17 protein-coding genes are annotated in these 16,634 nt (G+C 51.4%); 7 read left to right on the forward strand and 10 right to left on the reverse strand.

Annotation, left to right across the window (positions count from 1 at the left end; translation table 11 throughout):
- Positions 1-154: 154 nt before the first annotated feature.
- The gene (gene yacL / locus D6029_RS05285) at positions 155-517 is read left to right on the forward strand and encodes a protein YacL (protein ID WP_120063766.1); all 363 of its coding nucleotides are present in this window, start codon (positions 155-157) and stop codon (positions 515-517) included.
- A gap of 38 nt (positions 518-555) precedes the next feature.
- Here the strand turns inward: yacL and D6029_RS05290 are convergent, their stop codons facing one another.
- From D6029_RS05290 to D6029_RS05300, 3 genes are all read right to left on the reverse strand, one after another.
- Entirely contained in the window at positions 556-1,863 is a 1,308-nt protein-coding gene (locus D6029_RS05290) for an FKBP-type peptidyl-prolyl cis-trans isomerase N-terminal domain-containing protein (protein ID WP_120063767.1), read from the reverse strand.
- On the reverse strand, positions 1,860-2,168 hold the full coding sequence (locus tag D6029_RS05295; protein ID WP_418230247.1) for a permease: 309 nt from the start codon (positions 2,166-2,168) through the stop codon (positions 1,860-1,862). The genes D6029_RS05290 and D6029_RS05295 overlap by 4 nt, the downstream gene beginning before the upstream one ends.
- Before the next feature lie 495 nt (positions 2,169-2,663).
- On the reverse strand, positions 2,664-3,011 hold the full coding sequence (locus D6029_RS05300) for a YacC family pilotin-like protein (RefSeq protein WP_120063768.1): 348 nt from the start codon (positions 3,009-3,011) through the stop codon (positions 2,664-2,666).
- 156 nt (positions 3,012-3,167) lie between these two features.
- Here D6029_RS05300 and cueO point away from each other — a divergent pair, with 156 nt between their 5' ends.
- Entirely contained in the window at positions 3,168-4,739 is a 1,572-nt protein-coding gene (cueO, locus tag D6029_RS05305; protein WP_120063769.1) for a multicopper oxidase CueO, read from the forward strand.
- Positions 4,740-4,896: 157 nt separating this feature from the next.
- Here the strand turns inward: cueO and D6029_RS05310 are convergent, their stop codons facing one another.
- Entirely contained in the window at positions 4,897-7,308 is a 2,412-nt protein-coding gene (locus tag D6029_RS05310) for a glucose/quinate/shikimate family membrane-bound PQQ-dependent dehydrogenase (RefSeq protein ID WP_418230246.1), read from the reverse strand.
- A 160-nt stretch (positions 7,309-7,468) separates the two neighbouring features.
- Between D6029_RS05310 and hpt the strand changes: the two genes are divergently transcribed.
- Positions 7,469-8,005, forward strand: a complete 537-nt coding sequence (gene hpt, locus D6029_RS05315; protein WP_034460899.1) for a hypoxanthine phosphoribosyltransferase — start codon at positions 7,469-7,471, stop codon at positions 8,003-8,005.
- A gap of 52 nt (positions 8,006-8,057) precedes the next feature.
- Here the strand turns inward: hpt and can are convergent, their stop codons facing one another.
- A complete protein-coding gene (can, locus tag D6029_RS05320) occupies positions 8,058-8,738 on the reverse strand; it encodes a carbonate dehydratase (RefSeq protein WP_120063770.1) in 681 nt (226 codons plus the stop codon).
- Positions 8,739-8,859: 121 nt separating this feature from the next.
- Here can and D6029_RS05325 point away from each other — a divergent pair, with 121 nt between their 5' ends.
- From D6029_RS05325 to D6029_RS05340, 4 genes are all read left to right on the forward strand, one after another.
- Positions 8,860-9,786, forward strand: a complete 927-nt coding sequence (locus D6029_RS05325; protein WP_120063771.1) for an ABC transporter ATP-binding protein — start codon at positions 8,860-8,862, stop codon at positions 9,784-9,786.
- Positions 9,783-10,553, forward strand: a complete 771-nt coding sequence (locus D6029_RS05330; protein WP_034493435.1) for an ABC transporter permease — start codon at positions 9,783-9,785, stop codon at positions 10,551-10,553. Before D6029_RS05325 ends, D6029_RS05330 begins: the two co-directional genes overlap by 4 nt.
- 119 nt (positions 10,554-10,672) lie before the next feature.
- Complete coding sequence (locus D6029_RS05335) at positions 10,673-11,104, forward strand: PTS sugar transporter subunit IIA (protein WP_120063772.1); 432 nt, start codon at positions 10,673-10,675, stop codon at positions 11,102-11,104.
- Positions 11,105-11,176: 72 nt separating this feature from the next.
- Entirely contained in the window at positions 11,177-12,424 is a 1,248-nt protein-coding gene (locus D6029_RS05340; RefSeq protein WP_120063773.1) for a polysaccharide deacetylase family protein, read from the forward strand.
- 130 nt (positions 12,425-12,554) lie between these two features.
- Here the strand turns inward: D6029_RS05340 and panD are convergent, their stop codons facing one another.
- The 5 genes from panD to pcnB all read right to left on the reverse strand — a co-directional run bounded on the left by panD (position 12,555) and on the right by pcnB (position 16,614).
- The gene (panD, locus tag D6029_RS05345) at positions 12,555-12,935 is read right to left on the reverse strand and encodes an aspartate 1-decarboxylase (protein WP_120063774.1); all 381 of its coding nucleotides are present in this window, start codon (positions 12,933-12,935) and stop codon (positions 12,555-12,557) included.
- A 96-nt stretch (positions 12,936-13,031) separates the two neighbouring features.
- Positions 13,032-13,886 (reverse strand): pantoate--beta-alanine ligase, encoded by an 855-nt coding sequence (panC, locus tag D6029_RS05350; RefSeq protein ID WP_120063775.1) that lies wholly within the window; start codon positions 13,884-13,886, stop codon positions 13,032-13,034.
- A gap of 13 nt (positions 13,887-13,899) precedes the next feature.
- On the reverse strand, positions 13,900-14,694 hold the full coding sequence (panB, locus tag D6029_RS05355) for a 3-methyl-2-oxobutanoate hydroxymethyltransferase (protein ID WP_120063776.1): 795 nt from the start codon (positions 14,692-14,694) through the stop codon (positions 13,900-13,902).
- A gap of 46 nt (positions 14,695-14,740) precedes the next feature.
- A complete protein-coding gene (gene folK, locus D6029_RS05360; RefSeq protein ID WP_120063777.1) occupies positions 14,741-15,220 on the reverse strand; it encodes a 2-amino-4-hydroxy-6-hydroxymethyldihydropteridine diphosphokinase in 480 nt (159 codons plus the stop codon).
- Positions 15,217-16,614: a polynucleotide adenylyltransferase PcnB gene (pcnB, locus tag D6029_RS05365; RefSeq protein ID WP_208642664.1), complete on the reverse strand. Its 1,398-nt coding sequence runs from the start codon at positions 16,612-16,614 to the stop codon at positions 15,217-15,219. Before pcnB ends, folK begins: the two co-directional genes overlap by 4 nt.
- Between the last annotated feature and the right edge of the window lie 20 nt (positions 16,615-16,634).

A 16,634-nucleotide genomic window follows, 5' to 3' on the forward strand; every position in this document is an offset into this window, starting at 1 on the left:
CTCACCCTAACCCTCTCCCCCGGGAGAGGGAATTTCTTTCCTTTTATTTCCAATCCCTCTCCTCATCACGCTGTTTTTCGCCGACTTTGCTGCGATACTTACTCTATACGCTAAGGGGTACTGCATTTCCCCGGGCAAGGTAGAGGAAAACACCATGGAATATGAATTTTTGCGCGATGTCACCGGGCGGGTGATGGTGCGCATGTCGATGGGCCACGAAGTCGTGGGGCATTGGTTTAACGAAGAAGTAAAAGATAATCTCGGCCTGCTTGATGAAGTCGAAGAAGCGGTAAATTCAGTGAAAGGTAGCGAGCGCCAGTGGCAACGCACCGGACATGAATACACCCTATGGCTCGACGGTGAAGAAGTGATGATCCGCGCCAATCAGCTGGAAATGTCAGGTGATGAAATGGAAGAAGGGATGAACTACTACGATGAAGAGAGTTTGTCTTTTTGCGGCGTCGAAGATTTTATGCTGGTGATCGCGGCCTACCGCGAATTCTTGAGTCAAAGATAAAAAAAACAGGCCCTTGCGGGCCTGAAAGCTGAAAGGCATTACTTGCTTTTTTTAATCACATCAACAACACGGACACTGTAAGTCATTGTCGCACCAGGCGGGATCTTAGGCGGTAATCCTTTACTGCCGTAAGCCAGATCTGGCGGAACAACAACGGTAATACTGCCATGGTTGCCCAGACGCTTGAGCGGGCCGCTGAAAATTGGCGGGTAAGCGCTTAATGGCTGTGACCACACTTTGCCAGCCGCTTCCATATCGCTGATGACAGTGCCATCCGGCAGCGTCTCTTTCATGACCACAACCACGGTATCTTCCGGGCCAATCGCATCCTGGCCGGCGTAATCAATGCGGCTGTAGACCCCATCTTTGAACTCAGTGCCTTTCTGTTTGGCAAATTTCTGCTGGTAAGCTTTCCCTTCTTTAATCGCCTGACTCTCTGCTTTCGACAGGTTTTCCAACAAAGCCTGGGAAGCGGCATTCAGTGATTTATTTCGTGTGTTTTCATCAAGGGCCAGCGTGCCTTTAAACACATCGTTGATGCCCAGCATCACCGCATCGTGATCGACTTTTACGCCCTGGGATTCACGCGTGTTCAGTTCCTGCAAAACATCATTCCCCAGCGACACGCCGATGGAATAAGCCTGCTGTTGCGGAACAAGTTTCAAATCCACCACGGACGCTTTTTTAGCCGCTTCATCTTTAAACTGAGTGAAATCGGTGGTGAGTTTTGCCAGCTCGGTTTCTTTCGCTTTTACGGCCTGACTTTCTTGATTCAACTGCTCTTGCAGTGCGCTGATTTGCGTTGCATGCGCTTGATCACTGTCATTAAGTTTTTGAGTCAGGCTTTCAAGCAGAGCCGCTTTTTCTTTGAGCTGCGACTCCAGCGATGCTGACTGCTTTTGTACATCAGCAAGGCCGGTATTTTGTTGCTTCTGGGCATCAAGCTGCGCTTGTAACGTCTTAATCTGCGCCGTTAGCTCCGCTTCTTTTTGCGCATTCGTTTCTTCTTGCTCATTCATTGCCGCAAGTTGCGTCTGGAGCTGGCGAATGGTGGCATCTTTCTGCGTTAGCCAACCCTGCTGCTCAGAGAGTTTGGCATCAGGCGCGTTTTTCTTGTCGCTTGCCGTGACCCGTTTTTGACTCTTAGAAGAGTTCCTCACCGATCCCGTGGAGGCTTTATCCTGTGCCTGTTGTGCATAATTAAGAATGGCAGGAACAGAATTATCGAAATTAGAACTCGTCGTGATAGCGACTAAAGGATCTTCTTCAGCATTCGCCATCTGACCTAAACCCAACAGGCAAGTTATCGCCAATGGAAATTGCAATATTAATGAGTGACGTTTCATCGAATAGAGTTCTCACCACGAACAACCAGACTATCCATTAACTCTTTATCAATATCAGCGCACAGCTTAATACTCTTAAAGTGATACATAGAGTCAATTGCCTGGCGAGTGGTGTCACCGACTTGCCCACGAACGCTATTATATTGAGAGGCTGCATTAACCAGAGCGTTAAAATCACTATTCAATTTACGAGCACGTGAAGGATTCACTTTTTGTAATGATTCAAGCGCTTGACGGCAAAAGGTAATTTGTTCTTGTTGTGATGTTTTAACGGTATTTTGAGTGGTGCTTTCTAAGTTCGGCACCGGCTGAATCGGCTGCACGATTGTCGCTTTCTCAATAGGTTTGGCTTGCTGCGAGGACATTACGCTACAGCCGCTTGTCAACATGATCACAATAGTGGCAATTGCCGGGTAAAAACCGTGGATTGCTTTTTTAATTTTCATGGTCACGTATATCCATCCTTTGGTTTTATTTAAAAACTTATGCTGATTTCCATAGCAATAAACAAACTCTGGCGATGAGCTAAAGTAGAATGTTCTTTCTGATAAAAATAAATAACCTGGCGGTGAGTGTTGAAACTCTTCACTCAATTAATAAATAAAATGCACTCTATGATGTTTGCAATTTTAATTAGTTAATCTTGATTAACCGTTTGTCTGTATAAGAATAACTATTTTTTATTTTTACGCAATTAGCCGACGAATTTTTAGGAAATTGTTATATATGGGAGGGTTAAAACAGCAAAAATAGCCGCTTAATAGCGGCTATAACTTCCAGAAGCGTTTTAAAAAGACGGGTTACTTCACGTAGGCAAGTAAGCTTAACGAGTCCCGGGCAAGGGATTTACATTTGTTCGCGGTAGGAATGGCGATACCACTTAAATCACGATAACTGTCTTCACCGAGCGCCTTCATATTGAAGGTGTCGTAATTGCTCAAATCCCACTGGTTTTGCTGGGCAAAAAAGACCAGTGCGCGGCGAATTTGTCCATTAGGCAGGTTTTGGTAGCCACAATCATTTTTCAGGAACACAAAAACCGCAGTAAGATCGGCCATATCTTCTGCTTCAGATTCGCTAAGTGCCTGACTGCTGGTGGAAAAAACCATCAACAAACCCAGCATTAATGCCCTAACTCCCATCTTCATCACATCTACCACTTTTTATCAGATACGAAACGTTAACACAGTTAAATATGGCACGACGAGATTTATTATCTGCCCTGTAACCCGTATAAAACTTGACCTTCCCCTAAGGGTAAAGTTTATGCTCACTCTCACGCCTGCTAATGAAAGGAACTGAATATGCATCGCCGTGATTTTCTGAAATATTCTGCTGCTATTGGCGCGTTTAGCGCGCTGCCGCTCTGGAGTAAAGCGGCATTGGCTGCCGACAGACCCGCATTACCGATCCCCGGAATTCTCGCCCCTGATGCAAAGAATAGCATCCGATTAGCCGTGCAAGCGGGCAAAAGCACTTTTAATGGCAAAACCGCTACCACCTGGGGCTATAACGGCAATTTGCTCGGTCCTGCTTTGCAACTGACGCAGGGCGAAGAGGTCACCGTTGAAATTAATAACCATCTGGCCGAAGAAACGACGGTGCATTGGCACGGATTAGAAGTCCCCGGCGATGTCGATGGCGGCCCGCAAGGCGTGATTGCCGCTGGTGGCAAGCGCACAGTGAAATTTACCCCACAGCAACGCGCCGCAACCTGTTGGTTCCACCCGCATCAGCATGGCAAAACAGGCCATCAAGTCGCAATGGGGCTGGCGGGCCTGGTATTGATTGACGATCCCGAAAGCCGCGCGCTGCGCTTGCCGAAACAGTGGGGCATTGACGATGTGCCGCTGATTATTCAGGACAAACGTTTTGCTGCTGATGGCCAAATTGATTACCAATTAGATGTGATGAGCGCCGCTGTCGGCTGGTTTGGCGACACGTTGTTGTGCAATGGCGCGGTGTATCCGCAACATGCCAACCCGCGCGGCTGGCTGCGTTTACGCCTGCTCAACGGTTGTAACGCCCGTTCTCTGAATATCGCCGCCAGCGACAATCGCCCGCTGTATGTGATTGCCAGCGACGGTGGTTTACTGGCGGAGCCGGTAAAAGTGACCGAACTGTCGATGCTAATGGGCGAGCGTTTCGAAGTGCTGGTAGATACTCGCGACGGTAAAGCGTTTGATATCGTCACGCTGCCGGTTAAGCAAATGGGCATGACGGTTGCGCCTTTCGACAAACCGCAGCCTGTGGTGCGCATTCAGCCGCTGATTATTGCCGCGTCTGGCGAGATGCCTGACAAACTGGCTAACGTTCCTGCGCTACCAAATATCGACGGCGTGACCGAACGTTGGTTGCAGTTGATGATGGACCCGATGCTGGACATGATGGGTATGCAGGCGCTGATGGACAAATATGGCCAGCAGGCGATGGCGGGCATGAGCATGGTCGGGCATGGTGGCATGATGGACAATATGGATCATGGAAAAATGACCCATGGCGGCATGAATCACGGTAAGCAGGGATTCAATTTCCATGATGCCAACAAAATTAACGGCAAAGCCTTTGATATGAACACGCCAGCCTTTGCTGTTGAGAAAGGCAAATACGAGAAATGGACGATTTCCGGCGAAGGCGACATGATGCTGCACCCTTTCCATATTCACGGTACGCAATTCCGCATACTCAGCGAAAATGGTAAGCCGGTTGAAACTCATCGTCAGGGTTGGAAAGATACGGTTCGTGTGGAAGGAGGGCGCAGCGAAGTGTTAGTGCGTTTTGACCACGCGGCTTCTAAAGACCAGGCCTATATGGCGCATTGCCATCTTTTAGAACATGAAGACACCGGCATGATGCTTGGGTTTACGGTGGCGTAAAGATTACGCCCTCATCCCGGCCTTCTCCCCCAGGAGAAGGAGAAACCAATTCCTCTCTCTCAGGAGAAGGAGAAACCCATTCCTCTCTCCCAGGAGAAGGAGAAACCAATTCCCTCTCCTGGGGGAGAGGGTTAGGGTGAGGGCGTAACCTGCTAAATTACTTCGCGTCCGGCAAAGCGTAAGCCACAATATAGTCGCCCATCTTGGTTCCGAAGGAGCCGTGGCCACCCGCAGAAATTACGACATATTGTTTGCCATTCACTTCATAAGTCATCGGCGTTGCCTGTCCACCGGCTGGCAGACGCGCTTCCCACAACTTGTCACCGTTGCTCATGTTATACGCGCGCAGGTAGTTATCTGCGGTTGCGCCAATAAACAATACGTTCCCGGCGGTAGAAATTGGGCCACCCAGCATCGGCATCCCCATTTTAAACGGCAGAGGGAGCGGTGAGCTGTCGCGCACAGTACCGATACGTTTCTTCCACACCACTTCGTTGGTTTTCAAATCCAACGCAGAAATGTAGCCCCACGCCGGTTGCTTACACGGCAAACCAAACGGAGAGAGGAACGGATTCAGCGTCACGCCATACGGCACGCCGTACTGTGGCTGAATACCGGTTTCAGTACCGGAACCTTTGGCATCTTTCGGTGGCTCCATCGGGTTGCCTGGACCGCGTGGCATCAGCTTAGAAACAAACGGCAGCGCCATTGGGTTAGCAATCGCGACCTGACGGTTTGGATCAACCGAAATCCCACCCCACTCGAACATCCCCAGGTTACCCGGGAACACCAGCGTGCCTTGCTCAGATGGCGGAGTGAAAATGCCTTCATAGCGCAGCTTGTGGAAGATAATGCGGCAGACCATCTGGTCGTACAGCGTTGCACCCCACATATCCGCGCCGCTCAGATCTTTCTTCGGACGGAAACTTAAATCCGAGAACGGCTGAGTTGGCGTCACGTAATCGCCTTTCGCCGCACCTTGTGGCACTGGTTTTTCAGGCGCTGGAACTACCAGTTTGCCATCGCGACGGTCGAGCACAAAGATGTTGCCGGTTTTCGCTGGCGCGTAGATCACCGGAACGGTTTCGCCTTTAACGGTAATATCCGCAAGCGTCGGCTGCGACGGCATGTCCATATCCCACAGGTCGTGGTGAACCGTTTGATATGACCAGGCCAGTTTCCCGGTGGTTGCGTTCAGCGCCACAATGCTGCTGGCGAAACGCTCCTGTTCCGGCGTGCGGTTGCCGCCCCAAATATCTGGCGTGGTCACGCCCATCGGCAGGTACACCAAATCAAGCTTCGCGTCATAGGCGGCAGGCGCCCATGAGTTTGGCGAGTTAATGGTGAAGTGATGTTCATCGCCAGGAACCGCGTTAGGGTCTTTCGCACCTGGATCGAACGCCCACAGCAGTTTGCCGCTGTTGACATCAAACCCACGGATCACGCCAGACGGCTCGCGAGTGGAGTAGTTATCCGTCACCGCACCGGCAATCACGATCACTTTATCAGTGATGATCGGCGGCGAAGTCGGCTCATACATGCCAGGCGTGGTGACTGGCATATTGGTTTGCAGATTCAGAATGCCTTTGTTAGCAAAGCTTTCGCACAGCTTGCCGTTGTCGGCATTAATCGCAAACAGACGGCCATCATTCACCGGAAGAAGAATGCGGCGCGGGCAGTCTGAAACCACGTCCGGGCTTGCGTTATCCGCCGTTGCTTCGTGGTAAGAAACACCACGGCAGGTCACGTGCTGGAACGAAGGATTGGTATCCAGACGCGGATCGAATTTCCACTTCTGCTTGCCGGTTGCCGCATCCAGCGCAAACAATTGCTGGTGCGCGGTACACAGGTAAAGCGTGTCGCGGATTTTAATCGGTGTAACTTCGTTGGTGATTTCACCCGGATCGGTTGGGCGCTTCACATCACCGGTCTGGAACGTCCACGCTTCTTTAAGCTCACCGACGTTTTTATCGGTGATCTGCTTTAAAGGAGAGTAGCGCTGGCCTTCTTGATTGCGGCCATACGCAGGCCAGTCGGCATCAGGAATCGTCGAGCTGACTGCCGCTGGAGTTTGTGCATCGGCACTCAGCGTGCCATTGATCTCTTGCGGGTCGTTAAAGACCGCCCAGATCAACCCAATCACGGTAATCACCAGAACCGCACCCAATGCAGGAGCGGCACCCGCCGATGGACGGATCAAGTGACGATAAACAAACGGCAGCAGCAGCCACACGCCGAAGAAGAACAGAACGTCTAAGCGCGGCGTTAATGCCCAGAAATCGAAACCGACTTCCCACACGGACCACGCCACGGTGCAAAGCAATAATGCGGCGTAAACCCAAAGTGCCAATGCTTTACGTTGCCAAAGTAACACTGCGGTGATGAGCATCACCACGCCTGCAATTGGGTAGTACCAGGACCCACCAATTGCCACTAACCATATCCCGCCAATTAATAAATACAGCCCGGTCAGTACCGCAAACAGGGCTGTTAAGGTTGCGATGACTCGCGAACCTGAGTTATTTGTTTTCACAATTATCACGCTCTTAAAAGTTTGATAGCAATTCATTATAGTTATTAACAAGTGTGATCAAAATCACAATATGAGCTTTTTTACTGATAGCGGATGCGAATGTGTTTTGCTGTTATACTGCTGGCCTGAATATTTTGTGTTGGCCGAAATTTAACCAACATCGAATGATTTATTTTTAAATCATATGGTTATAACTATGAAACATACTGTTGAAGTGATGATCCCCGAAGCGGAGATCAAAGCCCGTATCGCTGAACTGGGTCGTGAGATCACTGAACATTATCGTGATAGCGGTAGTGATATGGTGCTGGTGGGTCTGCTGCGTGGTTCATTCATGTTCATGGCGGATTTGTGCCGCGAAGTGCAAGTGCCACACGAAGTCGATTTTATGACCGCATCCAGCTATGGCAGCGGCATGTCTACCACCCGCGATGTGAAAATCCTGAAAGACCTTGATGAGGATATTCGCGGCAAAGACGTGCTGATCGTCGAAGATATTATCGATTCCGGTAATACCCTGAGCAAAGTGCGCGAGATCCTGAGCCTGCGTGAGCCGAAGTCACTGGCGATTTGTACGCTGCTGGATAAACCAGAGCGCCGTGAAGTTGACGTGAACGTGGAGTGGGTGGGTTTCGCCATTCCTGACGAATTCGTTGTAGGTTATGGCATTGATTACGCTCAGCGTTATCGCCATCTGCCTTACGTCGGTAAAGTGGTTCTGCTGGACGAATAAGTCCGTAGCGTCCATTAAAAAAGGGCCTTTAAGGCCCTTTTTGCTATCTGCGTTACTGCGAAGGTGTTCTATTCTTATGGCTGATATGGGAATTTTTCAGGTTTGAAATCCCGCTGCGGTAACCCTGCTCCAGCGATTCGCGGCTGGTGGCAGTGACTTCTAAATCGCGCAGGCGACCATCGTGAATACCGTAAGCCCAACCGTGAACTGTCACTTTTTGCCCGCGTTTCCACGCCGACTGCATAATGGTGGAATGGCCAAGGTTATAAACCTGCTCCATCACGTTCAACTCGCAAAGTGTGTCCAGACGCTGCTCCGGTGGGAGTTCTCCCAGGAGCGAACTATGCTTGAACCAGATATCGCGAATGTGCAGCAACCAGTTGTTGATAAGCCCTAAATCAGGGTTCTCAACCGCGGCCTGGACACCGCCACAGCCGTAGTGACCGCAAATAATAATGTGTTCAACTTCAAGAACATCAACCGCGTACTGAACCACGGAAAGGCAATTCAAGTCCGTATGAATAACCAGGTTTGCGACGTTACGGTGAACAAACAATTCGCCAGGCTCAAGGCCAGTCAGACGTTCAGCGGGAACACGACTATCAGAACAGCCAATCCACAAGAAGCGAGGTTTTTGGGCCTGAGACAAACGTTCGAAAAAGCCCGGGTCTTCGTCCTCCATCAGTTTTGACCAGACCTGGTTATTGCTGATGAGGGTATCTATGTCTTTCATGGAAGTTAACAACCTGTAACGGAAGAAGTGCGTTGAGGTAATATAGGGCAACTGATAGAGCAACTGAAATAATTTTTAAACAGCTTAACTTTTTTGTACCGGACAAGGTAACCGTATATCCATGACAATTGCATTAGAACTGGAACAGTTAACGAAAACCTATCCCGGCGGTGTTCAGGCGCTGCGCGGCATAGATCTTCGTGTTGAAGCAGGGGATTTCTACGCTCTGCTGGGGCCGAATGGCGCAGGGAAATCCACAACGATCGGGATTATCAGTTCGCTGGTCAATAAAACCTCGGGCAAAGTTCGCGTGTTTGGCTATGACCTTGAAAAAGATGTGGTTAACGCCAAGCGTCAACTCGGCCTGGTACCGCAGGAATTCAACTTCAACCCGTTTGAAACCGTGCAACAAATCGTGGTGCATCAAGCGGGTTACTACGGCGTTGAACGTGCAGATGCCATCGCGCGTAGCGAAAAGTACCTGAAACAGCTCGATCTGTGGGAAAAACGCAACGAACGTGCGCGAATGTTGTCCGGCGGTATGAAGCGCCGTTTGATGATTGCCCGCGCCCTGATGCACGAGCCAAAATTGCTGATTCTTGATGAGCCAACCGCGGGTGTGGATATCGAGCTGCGCCGTTCTATGTGGGGCTTCCTCAAAGATCTGAACGATAAAGGCACCACCATTATTCTGACCACGCACTACCTTGAAGAAGCCGAAATGCTGTGCCGCAACATCGGCATTATTCAAAACGGTGAGCTGGTCGAAAACACCTCGATGAAATCATTACTTTCAAAGCTGAAGTCAGAAACGTTCATCCTCGATCTTGCGCCGAAAAGCCCGCTGCCACAGTTGGATGGCTACCAGTATCGCCTGGTCGATACCTCGACACTTGAAGTTGAAGTGCTGCGCGAGCAGGGAATCAATAGCGTATTCAGCCAGTTAAGTTCGCAAGGAGTTCAGGTATTAAGTATGCGTAACAAAGCTAACCGTCTGGAAGAGTTGTTCGTGACGCTGGTTAACGGCCATAAAGGAGACCAGGCATGATGCATCTCTATTGGGTGGCGTTAAAAAGCATCTGGACCAAAGAAATCCATCGCTTCACGCGTATCTGGATCCAAACTCTGGTGCCGCCGGTCATCACTATGACCTTGTATTTTATCATCTTCGGCAACCTGATTGGTTCACAAATCGGCTCAATGCATGGCTTCACTTACATGCAATTCATCGTGCCGGGTTTGATCATGATGGCGGTGATCACCAACTCCTACGCCAACGTCGCCTCATCTTTCTTTAGCGCCAAGTTCCAGCGCAACATTGAAGAGCTGCTGGTGGCTCCGGTGCCGACGCACATTATCATCGCTGGTTATGTTGGCGGTGGCGTGGCGCGCGGCCTGTGCGTGGGGATTCTGGTCACGGCGGTTTCGCTATTCTTCGTGCCGTTCCAGGTTCACTCCTGGCTGTTTGTTGCGTTAACGCTGCTGCTGACGGCGATTCTGTTCTCGCTCGCCGGTTTGCTTAACGCCGTGTTTGCCAAAACCTTTGACGACATCAGCCTGATCCCAACCTTCGTGCTGACGCCACTGACCTATTTAGGCGGCGTGTTCTACTCGCTGTCGCTGCTGCCACCGTTCTGGAAAGCGCTGTCGCACCTCAACCCAGTGGTCTATATGATCAGCGGCTTCCGCTACGGTTTCCTCGGCATTAATGACGTGCCGTTGCTGTTCACCGTTGCGGTGCTAGTCGGCTTTATCCTCGCTTTCTATATTCTGTGCTGGTATCTGATTCAACGCGGCCGCGGTTTACGCAGCTAACGCGCAAAACCTCCCCGAAAGGGGAGGTTAAATACCCACTTTCCTGATTCATATTGATTAGCATCACATGGCATTTTTTTGCCTCTGGCACACTTGCGCTCTGCGAAAAGGAGAATGCCATGTTGGGATGGGTGATTGCCGGTCATGACTATTACGCTCAGGATATGCTGGATGCAATTGAGCGACGTTTTGGGCCGCAACCGCAATGTTATGCGGTGAATTACTGGAAAGGGCTGAGCACTAATATGTTGAGCCGGATGATGTGCGACGCGCTGTATAACTGCGACTCCGGCGATGGTGTTATCTTTCTGACGGACAAAACAGGGGCCGCGCCTTATCGCACTGCTGCACTCATAAGCCACCAACACCCACATTGTGAAGTGATTTCGGGCGTCACGCTTCCGCTATTGTTTGCGATGCGCACACAACGTGAAACGCTGACCAGCGAGCAATTCCGCGACAGCATAGTTGCGCAGGGCGGGGACGACATCACCAGCCTCTGGCACCAACAACAGAAAAATCCGCCGTTCGTGTTACTTCACCAATATTAATTTGCCAGTTTGGTATTGGTCTGGATTTGCTAGAATGGCATCTTCTTAACGTCGTCGAGACTCTAAGGGCTTATGCTAAATCGCTTTATCTTTGCTGCGTTGATGCTGATTTGTAGCAGCGCCAATGCCAGCCTGCTCAGTAGCAACCATACTCCCGCGCAATATATGCAAACCACCGAAGATGCCGATATCTGGGCGCAGGTGGGGGATAAAGTCATTTCCGTAGGGACGATTCAGGAAGGGCAAATTCTGGCCGTTGTGCCAATGGCTGCGGATTATTACGAATTTAATTTCGGCTTCGGCACCGGTTTTATTGATAAAGCTCACCTTGAACCGGTAGCAGGAAAACAGCGCGTCGAAGACCGACTGGGTGATTTGAACAAGCCGCTCAGTAACCATAACCTGGTCACTTTCCGCGATGTTACCGTCTATAACGCGCCCGATAGCGGCAGCGCACCGTTTGGCACGCTGGCCGATAATTTACGTTATCCGGTGATTGGTCGCCTGAAAGACAGACTCAACCAGACGTGGTTCCAGATTCGCATCGGCAACCGCCTGGGTTACGTCAGCAGCCTGGATGCGCAGCAAGATAACGGTATTCCGGTGCTCACTTATCACCACATTTTGCGCGATGAAGAGAACACTCGCTTCCGCCATACCTCAACCACGACGTCGGTTGTGGCATTCAGCAACCAAATGACCTGGCTGCGCGACACGGGTTACACCACGCTGACCATGTACCAGCTTGAAGGATACGTGCGCAACCGCATGAACCTGCCTGCGCGCGCGGTGGTGATCACTTTTGATGACGGCCTGAAATCGGTTTATCGCTACGCGTATCCGATTCTCAAAGAATACGGCTTTAAAGCCACGTCATTTATTATTTCATCGCGCATCAAAGCGCACCCGCAAACCTGGAATCCAAAATCGCTGCAATTTATGAGTATTTCGGAATTACAGGCCAGCCAGGATGTGTTTGATATCCAGTCGCATACGCATTTTTTACATCGCGTAGATGCCAACCGCCAACCGACGCTGTTGCGCCGTACTTACCGCAATATCCTGCTGGATTTTGAGCATTCAAGACGTGCGCTCGCCCAGTTTAATCCGCATGTTTTATATCTTTCGTATCCGTTTGGCGGCTACAACGATAAGGCGGTAAAAGCCGCAAATGATGCAGGTTTCCATATGGCGGTGACGACGGTGCGTGGGAAGGTGAAGCCGGGGGATAATCCGTTTTTGCTAAAACGGCTTTATATATTGCGGACAGATTCGCTGGAAACCATGTCGCGATTGATCAGTAACCAGCCTGCTTCTTGACGCCCTCATCCCGACCTTCTCCCCCAGGAGAAGGAGAAAAACATAACATTCCCTCTCCTCCAGCTGAAGGAGGAAAACATAACATTCCCTCTCCTGGGGGAGAGGGCTAGGGTGAGGGCGCTTGTCTCTGTTAAGCCACCTGAACCGGAACTGCTTTTGCCAGGCGTTTCATCTCGTTGTCGCCATCGAAATAGGCCGCTTTCGGCTTCCAGTTGCGCGCTTGCTCATCCGGCATCGTCACGTAACTGGCGATAATCAGAATATCACCGACGCTGGCACAGTGTGCTGCCGCGCCATTCACCGAAATGATCTTAGAACCGCGTTCGCCAGCGATAGCGTACGTTGAAAAACGTATCCCGTTGGTCACGTTATAAATATCAATGGCTTCATATTCCAGAATGCCTGCCGCCTCAAGGAAGTCCTGATCGATGGCGCAGGAGCCTTCATAATGCAAATCCGCCTGCGTCACTTTGACACGGTGAAGTTTGCCTTGCAGCATGGTGCGTATCATAGCTTAAACCTTCGTCACTAGAGTTACGTAAGCGGCAAACCCTGGGCTTGCCACCGGAATTGAGTCGGGCAGTATTGCCCGATTTTTCGATGCTGTCTACTGCGCCAGTTCGACCTGAATATTATCAATCAAACGCGCCTGGCCCAGCCATGCGGCCATGAGCACGACGGCGCGTTTACTCTCAACATTCAGCTCCAGCAAAGTATCCGCATCGCGGATTTGCAGGTCGTCGGAGCGGAAGCCTTTTTCGTTAAGCTCGGTGGCAGCGATCGCCAGCATCTCTTCGGTATCACGCTCGCCCGCACGCAGTTTATCGGCCAAAGACTGCATCACTTTATGCAGGCCCGGTGCGATTTTGCGCTGCTCGGCGGTGAGATAACCGTTGCGTGAACTCAGCGCCAGACCATCTTTGGCACGAACCGTTGGCACGCCAATGATTTCGATGTCGTAACCCATATCGACAACCATTTTGCGAATCACGGCGACTTGCTGGAAATCTTTCTCACCGAAGCAGGCGATGTCCGGCTGCACCATATTAAACAGCTTGCTGACGATGGTGGAAACGCCACGGAAATGCCCTGGGCGGCTTGCGCCTTCGAGCATGGTTGAAAGCCCTGGCACTTCAACAAAAGTCTGTGATTCCAGCCCTTGCGGGTAAATATCAGCAGGCGCAGGCGCAAAAACCAAATCCACTTTGCGGCGGTTTAGCTTTTCACAATCTTCCTGCAAGGTGCGTGGATATCGGGTTAAATCGTCCGGGCGGTCAAACTGCATCGGATTAACAAAAATCGTGGTGACCACCACGTCGGCGCGGCTTTTGGCATCATCGACCAGCTTCATATGCCCGTCATGCAGATTGCCCATGGTTGGCACCAGCGCGATGCGTTTGCCTTCCTGGCGCCAGCGGCGGATTTGCTGACGTAACAGCGGTATGGTTTCGATAATCAACACAACCCTTCTCCTGTCAGTGGAAACTGTGTTCTTCACCTGGATAGGTGCCGGACTCAACTTCGGAAATATACTGGCGCACCGCAGCGCGCATGTCGCCGGTTCCGGTGAGGAAGTTTTTGGCAAATTTTGGAATGTGGCCGCCGGTAATCCCGAAGGCATCATGCATCACCAGAATCTGCCCGTCAGTGACGTTGCCTGCACCGATGCCGATCACCGGAATTGCCAGCGCTTCGGTAATGCGTTTTGCCAGAGCTACCGGCACGCATTCGAGGACTAAAAGCTGTGCGCCTGCGGCTTCAAGCGCTAAAGCGTCATCAAACAGCGTTTGTGCTGCGGCTTCATCACGGCCCTGAATTTTGTAGCCACCGAAAATATTCACCGACTGCGGCGTCAGGCCCAAATGCCCGCAAACCGGAACGGCACGTTCGGTCAGCATTTTGACTGTCTCAGCCAGCCAGCGGCCACCTTCAAGCTTGACCATATTGGCACCGGCGCGCATCAGTTCGGCGGAGTTGGCAAAGGTTTGCTCAGGCGTGGCGTAGGACATAAACGGCAGGTCGGCGAGCAGCAGGCAGTTTGGCGCACCACGGCGCACGGCGCGCGTGTGATAGGCGATATCTTCTACGGTGACGGGCAGAGTGGAATCGTGCCCTTGAACGGTCATCCCTAATGAATCGCCAACCAGCAGCACACCAATGCCTTCATCGGCAAACAGTTTTGCAAAGCTGAAATCATAAGCGGTGATGGTAGCGAATTTACGTTGAGCCTGTTTCCACTGGCGCAACTGAGACATGGTGATGGGTTTCATGGCAATCCCAGAGAAGTAAAAATGAGGAGTGAAATTGTCTGTTACTTTACCAAAAAGTAATCCCATCCCTGGAGAGATTTTCTAAAACTTCAGCCACGCGCAGGCCATCGGGGAACGCGCATTCAGGCGCAATTTCCAGCAAGGGAACCAACATAAAAGCGCGGTTTTTCATATCGTAATGCGGAATCGTCAGCGTTGGCGTATCAAGCGTCAAATTGCCGAACAACATGATATCGAGATCGAGCGTTCGCGGCCCCCAACGTTCTGCTTTACGCACACGACCATGCTCCAGCTCAATACGTTGAGTATGAGCCAGTAATGCTTCCGCAGACAGTTCAGTCTCCAGTGCGACAGCGGCATTCAGGTAATCAGGTTGGTCTTGCGGGCCGAGCGGCGGAGTGCGGTAGTACGAGGAGATAGCAACCACCCGGCTTTGCGGAATGGTTGCGATGGCGTCAAGCGCATGAGTCACTTGCTCAAGCGGCGACGCCATATTGCTGCCAAGGGCGATAAACGCCAGTGTCATGCACTTCCTCCGCTACGCGGTGCACGTTTGCGCGGGCGGCGATGACGGCGGCGTGCCGCAGGTTCATCACCTAAAACATCAAGCATATCTTTTTGCGCTGGTGGCGCGGCAACCTGGAACTCGCCCCACCATTTGGTCAGACGCTGGAGTTCGCTGTTGTTTTCCACTTCGGCACGCAGTGCCAGCAAATCGTATGCCGCGCGGAACTTAGGATGCTCCATCAGTTTCCAGGCGCGTTTGCCCTGGCGGCGTGACAAACGAAGCTGCAAGCCCCAGATATCACGCACCAGCGTGGTAATACGTTTTGGAATCGCCAGCGCACGGCAGGCTTCATCCAGCACTTCGTTCATCGCTAAAGCGAACGCGTCCATATAAGCCAGGCCGCTTTCCTGAGTCAGCTTCTGAGCCATCTCAAGCTGCGGATACCAGAACATGGCAGAGAACAAGAAGGCCGGATTGACGCGCATATCGTTATGAATGCGGTTATCGGTGTTCTTCAGCACCTGGTCGATCATGCGTTCCATCGGGCTGTCACCCTGCTCGGTAAAGTAGCGGGTGATGGATGGGAATAACGGCTGGAACAGCTGGTATTCACGCAGTAATTCGTAGGTCGCGTAACCGTGACCGGCTTGCAGAAGTTTTAAAGACTCTTCAAACAAACGGGCTGGTGGCACGTCATTAATCAGTGTGGCTAAACGCGGAATCGGCTCGCCGGTTTCCGGGCTAATCGTCATATTCAGCTTGGCGGCGAAACGCACGGCACGCAGCATTCGCACCGGATCTTCGCGATAGCGCGTTTCCGGATCGCCAATTAAGCGGATAACGCCGTTGCGTAAATCACGCAGGCCACCGACATAATCGCGAACCGAGAAATCGGCCACGCTGTAATAAAGGCTGTTGATAGTGAAATCGCGGCGTTGTGCATCTTCTTCGATAGAACCAAAGATGTTGTCGCGCAGCAGCATACCGTTCTGGCCGGTTTGCGAGGTCTGTTTATCAGACTTCTGCTCTTCGTGATGCCCACGGAAAGTGGCGACTTCAATGATTTCCGGCCCAAACATAACGTGAGCCAGACGGAAGCGACGGCCAACTAAACGGCAGTTACGGAAAAGTTTACGCACCTGATCGGGCGTTGCGCTGGTGGTGACATCAAAGTCTTTCGGGCGTTTGCCAAGCAAAAGGTCACGCACACCGCCACCCACGAGGTAAGCCTCATAGCCTGCTTTGTTCAGACGATAGAGCACCTTGAGGGCATTTTCACTGATATCTTTGCGCGACAGAGCGTGCTGGTCACGCGGAATAACCGTGATTTGCGGGAGATCTTCATTCTCCTCGACCACGACGTCATCGCGGTTAAGCACCTTGCGGCAAAAATTAGCGACTCGGGTAAAAATAGTACACCTCGGCAGTGTCA

This window comes from Buttiauxella izardii (genome assembly GCF_003601925.1).
Classification (GTDB): domain Bacteria; phylum Pseudomonadota; class Gammaproteobacteria; order Enterobacterales; family Enterobacteriaceae; genus Buttiauxella; species Buttiauxella izardii.